The following is a 9,652-nucleotide window of genomic DNA, read 5'->3' on the forward strand; positions in this document are numbered from 1 at the left end:
CCAAGCTAGCTACGAGGGTTCGATTCCCTTCACCCGCTCCATTTTATTTCTCCTGTCCCAGTAGCTCAGTTGGATAGAGCAACGGCCTTCTAAGCCGTCGGTCGGGAGTTCGAATCTCTCCTGGGACGCCAGGTATTATAGGCTTCTAGCAATCTGCTAGAAGCCTTTTTTGCGTCTGTGGGGCAATAAATGGGGCAATAGAAAAATTAGAATGAAAAACAGAGCAAGGGAAAAAGCAGACTGTATAATAAAAAATCTGTTGCATAGTATATAGTTGAGGGTGTAGAATAAATATAAAACAGAAACATTGATTCCGTTTCAAAGGGGGCCCTGATGACTCCGCGAGAAATTATCGAGAAGTTGGCAAATTTAGGCGTTATTATTACAGCTCGGACACTCTATAATTATTCTTCATGGGGGCTAATATCGAGCCCACTGAGGGGGGCTAGTAGATCTGGCAAGTGGGTTGAATATCCAGACATTGCTTTTGAAGAAGCTTATGCGGCATATTGTATGCTACACGGCAAATACTGGGATGGGCCAATTCATCGGGAAATGGGGCTAAAACCGCCTAAGCTAACCCCTGAGACGGTAGCGGCAATTAGGCGAATTGCTTATCTATGTAAAAATCAAAAATGGGAAGAATATAAAAAAGGGCCTAAGTCTGTTAGCCAACGTATTGCGAATGGAATAAAAGCAGCTGGAATAAGTGATGCTGAGTCGATTGTGTTGCTTACGGGGCTTATAGAAATGTGGTTCGTTCTTGGCTTTAAGGAAAGATCATTTGATGAACCCCAAGGGACTGACGAACCATATTAAGTTAAAAGCCGGTATATCCGGCATTTTAATTAACTTTAAACAGAAACGTTGATTCCGTTTTAATGTTATGAAGGGAGGCCAATCATGAGCCAATACACGCTTAAAATCACGGTCCTGCCTAACGGCAAAACACGGCGCTGCCGAGAGAGGAACAACAAGCGGCAGCCAAACCCGCCCGCCGGGGCCAAGAAAACTGAATAACTGTAGTCGGATGTATGATTTATCCTGCCGGCGCTGACAAGCCTAGCTTTTAGGGTGTATTCCCTGGGGTGGGTGCAGCGTTTGGCAGGTTTTTTATTTTGGGAAAACGAGGGGGGCAGGAACTGACAAAACCGACAAAAGCAAAAATAAAAATCTACAAACGTGGGGGTAAGCAAGTGACAAAAGTGCCAAAACCATATTCAATTCAAAAGTAAAAGCCTGTAAGCGTGGGGGTAGAGTACCATCAAAACCTACAAAATTATCGAGAGGGGTGATGGCCTGGAATTGGTTTCCTGGTTTTTGGGCTTAAATTTGACGAAATGAAAGGGGAAAAACACTATGTCGGATGCAAAAAACTTTTACGACTTGGACGAATTGCGTGAGGAGGTTTTCCAAAATAAGATCAGCAAGGCTCATATCTACAATCTGTGCAATCGTGGCGACATTCCCACGGTGCGGATCGGGCGGCGGCTGCTTATTCCTAGCTGGTATGTTGATCAGCTCTTGCACGGGCCAGCGGCAACTGCTGGGCAGGCGTAAGCCATGAAGATTCGATTCAACGGAACCACTTTCAAGGTCGCCGTGCTGCAGCAGACGGACGCAGAAACGCTGCTGTGGTACGAGGAAACCGGAGAGGAAGAATGGACGCCCAGTGTTGATTTAGAGCGTTATGTTCGGGCGCAGAAAGAGCATGAGGAAAGAAAAAACCCTGCCAGGTAACGGCAGGGTAAGAAATGGGGTTATCTACTTGCATTATACAGCGGGCAGCATGGTGCAGGCAATAAAGGGCCTATACAGCTTGCAAGAGGCATTGCAGGAAGCTGGCGTAAAGGTGGGCCGGAATAAAAAGGCACTGTGCTTATGGCATAATGACCGCTCGCCGTCTATGCACGTCTACCGGGAAAAGGTGCATTGTTTTGCCTGCGGACGGGGCGGGGACGCTATAGACGTATTTGCGGCAGCTAACGGCCTGGAAACGAAGGCCGCTGTACAGGCATTGGCGGCGAGATTTGGATTTATGAATGGTATCCCTCCCAGCGCTATAGAGGAATGGCATAGGCGGCAATGGCAGATGCAGAGCGAACGGAAGACAGAAAAGGATATAGAGGCGGCTTATTGGGGCCTGTGCGGGCTGCTACACAGCTTAGAAGCCAGCATGAAGGTTATACTGCCCGACCGTGAAGCAACGGAAGACGAGGCTGCCAGTAAGGCTGCGGCGCGGATCGGCGCGTTGTTGTCGGATGTGTGGGCTGTATTAGATGGCTTGGCCAGTGAAAATCAGCAAGAGCAGCGCCAGGCGTTGCAGATTGCCAAGGAAAGGGGGCTACTTACTTAATGGTGCGGATTGCGAGCGTTACACAGTTATTAACAAACGAGAAACCGGCAGCGGTTGATGATTGGCCGGAACCGGGAGAAATAAAAGAAAGCGCAATGCTTCCAGTAGCGCAGATAACGCCGGAAATGCTGCCAAAGGCGTTTAGGGAGTGGTTGTTTGATGTGTCCTACAGGATGCAATGCCCGCTAGAGTTCGTCGCTGTAGGGGCTATTGTGGCGGCATCGTCGGTTATTGGGGCGGGGTGCGGCATACGTCCTAAGCGCCGCGACAACTGGACGGTGATACCTAATCTGTGGGGGGCCATTGTGGCGAGGCCTTCGCAGAAGAAAAGTCCTAGCTTAAAAGAAGTACTGCGGCCACTTGATGCATTGGAAGAAGCGGCGGCAGAACAAAACCAAGCGGACGCTATGTTCCATGAAGCGAAAAAAGAAAGCTTTAAGGCAGCCAAGGAGGCTATAAAAAAGGATATGGTTAAAGCTGCAGCACGGCAGCCCAACAAATCCAAAGACAAGCCAACAAAGAATATGCAGGACTTGGAAATAGAATATGCGGCCATGGTTGAGCCGGAAGCGCCGGGGGCTAAGCGCTTTATTGCAAAGGACGCAACGATAGAGCGCCTGGGGGAATTGCTGCGGGATAATCCGCGCGGGCTGCTGATGTTTCGGGATGAATTGACGGGGCTGTTGTCGTCCTGGGAACGGGAAGACCGGCTGCAGGATAGAGCGTTCTACCTTGAAGCATGGAATGGGAACCAAGGTTTTGTTACGGACCGGATCGGGCGGGGGACGGTAATTATCAAGAATACCTGCTTGGCGTTATTGGGCGGTATTCAGCCGGGGAAGCTGCAGATGTATCTGGTTCAATGTGCAGACAGCTTGAAAAATGATGGTATGCTGCAGCGCTTTCAACTTCTGGTATATCCAGACGAGCCGCTAGGCGGGAAGATTATTGACGAATACCCAAACGGTGAAGCACTCAAGAAGGCCTATGTGATTTTCAAGAAGCTGTCTGAAATGGACTTTTTAGAAGCTGGTGCGGTGTCGGAAATCATCGAGGAAGACAAAGAAAAAATCTTCTTTCACTTTGCCGACAGAGCGCAGGAGATCTTTTACGAGTGGTTGCTAGATGCGGAGAAAAAAGCCAAGGCAGAAGAATACCCGCCTATGTGCGAGCATTTGTCGAAGTATCCTAGCCTGGTACCGTCTTTAGCGCTGGTTTTTCACTTGATAGAGGTCGCCGGCGGGGCTGCGCCGGGACCAGTTAGCGAGGCGGCGGTCGTGCTTGCCTGCACCTGGGCCGATGTTCTGGAAAGTCACGCACGAAGAGTCTATGGCATGTCTTCCGATACAACGCAGGCAGCAGCAGCTGCGCTTGCCAAGAAGATAAAAGAAGGCAAGCTGGAAAAAAGGTTTACTGTGCGAGATGTGTACAGAAAACACTGGACGTTACTTGATGAGGCCGGAGCTAGAGCAGCTTGCCAAGAATTAGAAGCGGAAGGATGGTTGAGGAAGGTTCCTTTTGAAGAGGGTAAAAAGCCAAAAGAAGAATTTGAGGTAAACCCTAAAATTTTTCCGTAGACGTGGGGGTAAACAAGTGCCAAAAGTGACAATACCCCTTTTGGCACTTTTGTCACCTCGTACCCCCCACGTTTGAAAGATTTTTTTTAGAAATGGAGGCGGGTTTTAGTGGAAACATTGCCGGTAAGCAAATGGATGATTCGCCTGTATGAGTTAGAGGGCAAAGAGCTTCCAGACGCTCAAAAAATGCCGGAGAAGCCCAAGGAAACGCTAGACGCTGATGCAGGCAGGCAAGCCCTTCTTAAGGCATACAATGGAGCGCTAAAAGAGCCTGTGCTGCTGGCGGTAGCAGAAGAATATCAAACGCTATGGGGATGCAAAACGCTGTGGGTCGTACCCACACAACAGGACAAGGAGGGCCGGCACGGGCGGGACACGCCAGCTTTTACGCAGGACGAATTGTTTACGGTGATTGATGCATTGATGGTTAATAAAGACGGCGCTCATGCCTTAATTCAAGGATACCGGTTGGCCGGGGGCCGGATTGAGTGCAAGAAAGAGGAACCGTATTGATGGAGGAGGCAAGGCATGAAAGGGTTTATTCGTTGTTCTGGCGTTCCAAGCGGTAACGACATATATATTAAGGCTGATCGTATTGTTTTGGTTAGGGAATGCACGGAAGAAAAATGGTGGACTGGTGAAGCAACGCGAGTAAAATGCACCAGGGTAGAATACGCTGGCGGGTGCAAGAGCGTTTTAGTTTGGGAAACGCCGTATGAAGTCTTTAGGCTGATAGAAGCCGCTTTAACCGTCAAATAATTAAATAAGAAAACCGCCGTCAACGGCGTATTTGAGGAGTGTTAATGAGCATGGAAGAAACGAGTATAGAAGACCTTGAACATTTGGCAATGATTTGCAATGAAGCGAGACGGCTGAAGATAACGCCTATCGAGTATATGGAAAAAATGCGGGTTGCTATGCGGATTCTAGGGTTGGAGGCAGCACAATGAAGAGTAAAATTACCGGGCGGGATTTTCAAGAAGGAGAGTTTGAGGCTAACTGGCAGCAGTTTTGCGGCCGGCGGCAAGAGGACTTAGACGAGAAGCTTGGAGGTATGGGAACTTCTGGCGAGTATACCAGATTGGATTATCTGTTAGGCGATGTGCTTGGCAGCTTGGGTAATCAGGAAAAAGCGGATGAAATAATGGGTGCAGTGATAGCTTTGCAGGCAAATGCTACATACGCGCACTATAACAGAGGCTTTTTGGATGGTATCAAGTTTGCCTTAATGGCAGGAAAGTTGTAGGCGGATATGGAGGCGGTTGATTTTGACGAACTATGGGGAGTGCTTTTGACCATGCCCAAGGTATACCAGCGCCTCTTGATGCTGCGTGAACGAACGGGTTTAAGCGCCGGCAATTACAGGGATAGAGTACAAACCAGCAAAGTAAGCGACAGAACCGCCAGCATGGCTATTAGCCGAATGGAAGCCGAGAGAAAAGCGCGGCTGTTGCGGATGGCCCGACGTTGGATTGAGATTGAGTTGCCTGTAGCAGGGCGGGTGCTGCTCTTGGAATACTGGCGTGGGCATGAGATAGAGGAAGCTGCAAAGGAGGCCAGATTGCAATTAGGGAGCGCAATGAAAGTATGGGTACAAATGGGGAACAGTATGCGGGCGTTCGCGGCAGCAGAAGGGTGAAGGGGCTGTGTGCTTCTTGTCTGCGGTATGGGTGGACGGTGATATGTCCTATGCCAGACAGAGCGCCTAGGGGTGCGCGTATGGAGAAGGGGGCAGTTGTGTTCTGTCCCTTTCGATGGCAAGGAAAGACTACAGGAAAAATGGGTCCTTCCTGAAGGGGGGACTATGCACGGGTCGTCCGAGCCCCGAAAAGTAGCTCTCAGAATCTACTTTTTTTCGGTTGACAAACGAACAAATGAAGCGTCCTCAAGAGACGGACGGAAAGCCTGCGATGATTGATTTTACTAGGATTATGTTTGGTTGAATAGAGCATTGCGAGAGTAATTATGGGCTGACAACGCGCTCAATATTGAGCTGGTTAAAAGCAAGATGTTGGGAACGGAACTGGGCTCAAAAATGAGCTGAGCTGAAAATGTTGGAAAATGTTGAGGTTTGTTTATTCTGATTCACGGCGGCGAATTATGTAGCACGCTAAAAAAAGAGGTGGCGAACATGTTCAAGCTAATTCACGGCGGCGCTGATCGGCGGCGAGTAGACAAGGCGGGCTTGTATCTTAAGGCATTAGACCGAACAGCGTGCGCGCTGCGGGACAAACCAGAAGATAAGCTGTTGCAGATGAGGACGGTGTTTTATGGTGTGCGCTATGTTGCTTCCACAGTGAGCACAGCAAGGGATAAGTCACGCTGGAATATCATTGAGACGCTAACGGAATTAATAGCGCAGCTGACACCTAGGGAGCTGCTGCAGATATTTCCTGTGGAAAAGACCTACGACGGCGATCGCTGGGAGGCCAAAGACTATTTCTTTACTATGGATGTGCTGCGCAAGCATGGCCTAGATAAGCCGCTGGGGGAGAGCGTGCTTGATGTTCTATGGGACTATACCAACATACATGTTCGGCTGTTCAACGTGGCAGCAATGAAGGTTATAGATGTATTACGGCACATGAGTGGCAGAGAATCCCTGCTTGAAGAATGGGCAGCCAGTAATGGTGAGAAGCTAACCACGTATACGCTGCGTAGGGACAGCAAGGGGCGGCGTTGGATGATAAACAACGAGACAGGTGAGCGGCAGCGGGTAAAGGCAAGGCGGCCACACTGGTATATACCCCGGGGCTAAAAAATGAATTTCCCTGTCAAATACCCGGACCGGGTGGGGACAAGACAAAATAAATTTTTTATCTGCTTCATGTGAGTGGGGGGTATTGAGTAGATAGGCCACGCTGGGCGCGGGTGCAGCAGAAGCATGAGCCCCCCGGCTTGGCTAGTGATTAGCCTATTTGCCCGGACCGGAGGGGCTCCTTCGCGTAATACACAGGCTGCGCGCGTAACCCCCTACCCAAAAGGCAGGCCCCCCTATGGTCGTGAAATTCTCTTTTTCTCCCGGACCGGGTGGGGGCCTTAAATTTTGTGCGATAGGCTCGCGTGACCGGGTGTAGTCTGGCGGGGTTCGCGTAGGCGTGGTAATTGACGCTTGAAGAACGAGAAGACAGGCGTGCTGTAACTTGGACGCAAGAACAAAGAAAACAGCGCTACAGTCATTTCTGTGCGCCTTAAGGCATAACGGGCGGCGGGCCCTTCTGGCGAAAAAAGATTAGGAGGCGTTAGTATGAGAACGAGGACTGCAACAGGTGCAGAACTTCTTGAGGCTGCCTTTAGTCTCTATATTGCGGAAGACGCGGTGACGGATCCAATGTTGGATTGGTGAGGGTAAAAAAAACCCGCCACGCTGGCGGCGGGCGGTTCGTCAATGCTTAGGCTTTCTTGCGAAGGCGGACAAAGTTTCTGTCGTGCTGGGCTACTTTGCCCACGACATAGGAGAGATCGGTTTGGATTGAATCAAGGCGCTCGTCTAAGTGTTCCTGCAGGCGCTCTATTTGTTCGCCGCGTAGGGTGTAGCCGTCAAAGAGGGCTGCAATTTTGGTACCTATATCGTTTTCCATGCGGGCAAGGGAGCCTTCCATGGAGCTAAGGCGAGTGTCTGTGCGTTCTTGGCTGGCCTTCATTTCGGATACGTCAGATTTGAGCTCTTTCATTTCAGACAGGAGCTGCTTAAGCAATTCTTCCATGTGGTTCATCCTTTCTTGGGAGTGTGTGCTTATAGTATAGCGCCAAGAATAGCAGAATGGAAGAGGGGGTTTTGTCGGTTTTGTCAGTTACTACCCCCCTCGTCTACAGGTTTTTATTTTTTGGTTTTGATGGTTTTGATGGTACCTTACCCCCTCATCTGTAGATTTTTTTTAGTAGGGTTTTGTCACTTTTGGCACTACCTACCCCCTGCGTTTCAACTTTTTTGTTTTAATAGATAGGCATAAAGTAGGCGAAAGTGTAAATTTACAAAGTAGTTCTATTTAGTCTATATAATATGTATCCGTCCAATAACTATACATTATCGGACGGAATAAAATTAGGCTTCAGTGCGAGCAAGTCAAGATAGAGAGAAGAAAAAATGTAACTTTTAGGCATGGGCGTAACGTGCCTTTTTATTCAGGAGGTGAAACCGTAATGGCTAAAGCAAGGGCTGCTGGCGAAGGAACAGTTTACCGGAATGCAAAAACAGACCGGTGGGAAGGTCAATTTTCTTATGAAGACCCGAAGACAGGGAAAAAAGGCATTCGCAAGAAGTTTGCTGGTGCTACGCAAAAAGAAGTTGCAGCAAAAGGCAAGGCTTTTCTTGATGGCCTAAAGGAAGGGCTGCTGCCCAATGCCGGGAAGATGACGGTGTGGGAGTGGCTGGATCGGTGGCTGACTGACTATATCAAGCCCAAGGTGCGGCTGAAGACCTATGAAAAGTATGAGACATGCTTGCGCCTATACATTAAGCCAACTCTCGGGGCTTTTGTTATGATGCGGCTAAAGGCGCCGGATGTGCAGCGGGTTTTTAACGAAATGCGTAGCGGCGGCGGGCAAAAAAGGGAAGGGTTGTCTGCATCTACAGTGCGAGGGACGCGAAGATATTTCATCATGGCAATTGAGAAAGCAGCTCGCCTGGGGTATTTGAGCCGGAATGTGGTCAAGGATACGGACCCGCCTCAGTTGGTGAAGGAGCCAATTCATCCACTCACCAAGGAGCAGGCAGAAGCTTTGCTTGCTGCGGCGAAGGATGGGGAGTACATTTACTATGGCCTAAAGCAGCGACGGAAGCCAACGCCGGACAGCAACTATCAGAAGGAGCTGGCGTATACAGCGGTACTGCTGGCACTCAATACGGGAATGCGTCTGGGAGAAGTACTGGGGCTGAAATGGATAGACATTGATTTTAAGGCCAATGTAGTAAACGTGCAGCGCTCCCTGGTGTCTACCAGAGCCAAGGGTATGATTTTTGAAGAGCCGAAAACTAAAGGATCTAAAAGGAAGATACCTATTCCTGAAAAGGTGATGGAGGCATTGGAATGCTACGAAAAAGAGCAGCAGCGGTACAGTGATTTGCTGGGCGATAAATTCAAAAATACAGAAGGACTTGTATTTGCCAACCTGTGGGGGCATCCATTGAATAACAGCAACTTTACAGGCAGGTATTTCAAAAAGCTGGCGGCCTATGTGGGGCTTGAGAAAAGCTTTTCCTTTCATGATTTGCGGCATACTCACGCGACGATGCTTTTAAGTAAAGGGGTCAACATTAAAGTTATATCGGAACGGCTGGGCCATTGCAAAATACAAATGACGCTAGATACCTATAGTCACTTAATGCCGGACATGCAGGAAACGGCTGTATTGGCATTAGAAAGCTTGAATATTCTTTGAAAGAAAGACTGCTAGGTAATGCAAATATTACTACGCAGTCTTTTCTTTATATATAATGAAGGGAAAAAGTAGTTTATGGGGCAAGTTATGGGGCAATAGCTTATAAATAGAAGTAGAAAACGTAGATTTTATAAACTATGTATAGCGGGAAACCATTGGATTTATTGGCCGGAAGGTGGTTCTGTATTATGGAAAACGGCTTTATATTCACTTCTAAGCCGTCGGTCGGGAGTTCGAATCTCTCCTGGGACACCATTGAAAATTGGCTGTCAGGAGAACCCAATGAAATAACAAGGGTTTCAGACGTTTATAAAGTGGTTTGTATCCATAGAAATGT

At 48.7% G+C, this 9,652-nt stretch carries 13 protein-coding genes and 1 tRNA gene; 13 read left to right on the plus strand and 1 reads right to left on the minus strand.

Annotated features, from left to right (window positions below):
* The first annotated feature begins 54 nt into the window (after window positions 1–54).
* The 12 genes from PHF27_RS11630 to PHF27_RS11685 all read left to right on the plus strand — a co-directional run bounded on the left by PHF27_RS11630 (window position 55) and on the right by PHF27_RS11685 (window position 6,691).
* Window positions 55–131: transfer RNA gene (locus PHF27_RS11630), tRNA-Arg, on the plus strand.
* A 202-nt stretch (window positions 132–333) separates the two neighbouring features.
* Entirely contained in the window at window positions 334–819 is a 486-nt protein-coding gene (locus tag PHF27_RS11635) for a hypothetical protein (RefSeq protein ID WP_300070173.1), read from the plus strand.
* Window positions 820–1,359: 540 nt separating this feature from the next.
* Window positions 1,360–1,560, plus strand: a complete 201-nt coding sequence (locus tag PHF27_RS11640; RefSeq protein ID WP_300070176.1) for a helix-turn-helix domain-containing protein — start codon at window positions 1,360–1,362, stop codon at window positions 1,558–1,560.
* A gap of 3 nt (window positions 1,561–1,563) precedes the next feature.
* The gene (locus PHF27_RS11645) at window positions 1,564–1,740 is read left to right on the plus strand and encodes a hypothetical protein (protein WP_300070179.1); all 177 of its coding nucleotides are present in this window, start codon (window positions 1,564–1,566) and stop codon (window positions 1,738–1,740) included.
* A 28-nt stretch (window positions 1,741–1,768) separates the two neighbouring features.
* A complete protein-coding gene (locus PHF27_RS11650) occupies window positions 1,769–2,356 on the plus strand; it encodes a CHC2 zinc finger domain-containing protein (RefSeq protein ID WP_300070182.1) in 588 nt (195 codons plus the stop codon).
* Complete coding sequence (locus PHF27_RS11655) at window positions 2,356–3,933, plus strand: YfjI family protein (RefSeq protein ID WP_300070185.1); 1,578 nt, start codon at window positions 2,356–2,358, stop codon at window positions 3,931–3,933. Before PHF27_RS11650 ends, PHF27_RS11655 begins: the two co-directional genes overlap by 1 nt.
* A gap of 108 nt (window positions 3,934–4,041) precedes the next feature.
* Window positions 4,042–4,446 (plus strand): hypothetical protein, encoded by a 405-nt coding sequence (locus PHF27_RS11660; RefSeq protein ID WP_300070188.1) that lies wholly within the window; start codon window positions 4,042–4,044, stop codon window positions 4,444–4,446.
* A 15-nt stretch (window positions 4,447–4,461) separates the two neighbouring features.
* On the plus strand, window positions 4,462–4,692 hold the full coding sequence (locus tag PHF27_RS11665; RefSeq protein ID WP_300070191.1) for a hypothetical protein: 231 nt from the start codon (window positions 4,462–4,464) through the stop codon (window positions 4,690–4,692).
* Between the two features lie 50 nt (window positions 4,693–4,742).
* Window positions 4,743–4,883, plus strand: coding sequence for a hypothetical protein (locus tag PHF27_RS11670; RefSeq protein ID WP_300070194.1), 141 nt, complete (start codon window positions 4,743–4,745; stop codon window positions 4,881–4,883).
* Window positions 4,880–5,179 (plus strand): hypothetical protein, encoded by a 300-nt coding sequence (locus PHF27_RS11675; protein WP_300070197.1) that lies wholly within the window; start codon window positions 4,880–4,882, stop codon window positions 5,177–5,179. Before PHF27_RS11670 ends, PHF27_RS11675 begins: the two co-directional genes overlap by 4 nt.
* Window positions 5,180–5,185: 6 nt before the next feature.
* Entirely contained in the window at window positions 5,186–5,572 is a 387-nt protein-coding gene (locus PHF27_RS11680; protein WP_300070200.1) for a hypothetical protein, read from the plus strand.
* Between the two features lie 492 nt (window positions 5,573–6,064).
* Window positions 6,065–6,691, plus strand: coding sequence for a hypothetical protein (locus PHF27_RS11685; RefSeq protein WP_300070203.1), 627 nt, complete (start codon window positions 6,065–6,067; stop codon window positions 6,689–6,691).
* A 634-nt stretch (window positions 6,692–7,325) separates the two neighbouring features.
* On the opposite strand, the gene PHF27_RS11690 is transcribed toward PHF27_RS11685, so the two are convergent.
* Window positions 7,326–7,640, minus strand: a complete 315-nt coding sequence (locus tag PHF27_RS11690; RefSeq protein WP_300070205.1) for a hypothetical protein — start codon at window positions 7,638–7,640, stop codon at window positions 7,326–7,328.
* 436 nt (window positions 7,641–8,076) lie between these two features.
* Between PHF27_RS11690 and PHF27_RS11695 the strand changes: the two genes are divergently transcribed.
* Window positions 8,077–9,315: a site-specific integrase gene (locus PHF27_RS11695; RefSeq protein WP_300070208.1), complete on the plus strand. Its 1,239-nt coding sequence runs from the start codon at window positions 8,077–8,079 to the stop codon at window positions 9,313–9,315.
* The last annotated feature ends 337 nt before the right edge of the window (window positions 9,316–9,652 follow it).

The organism is Anaeromusa sp., from assembly GCF_028691475.1.
Lineage (GTDB): Bacteria > Bacillota > Negativicutes > Anaeromusales > Anaeromusaceae > Anaeromusa.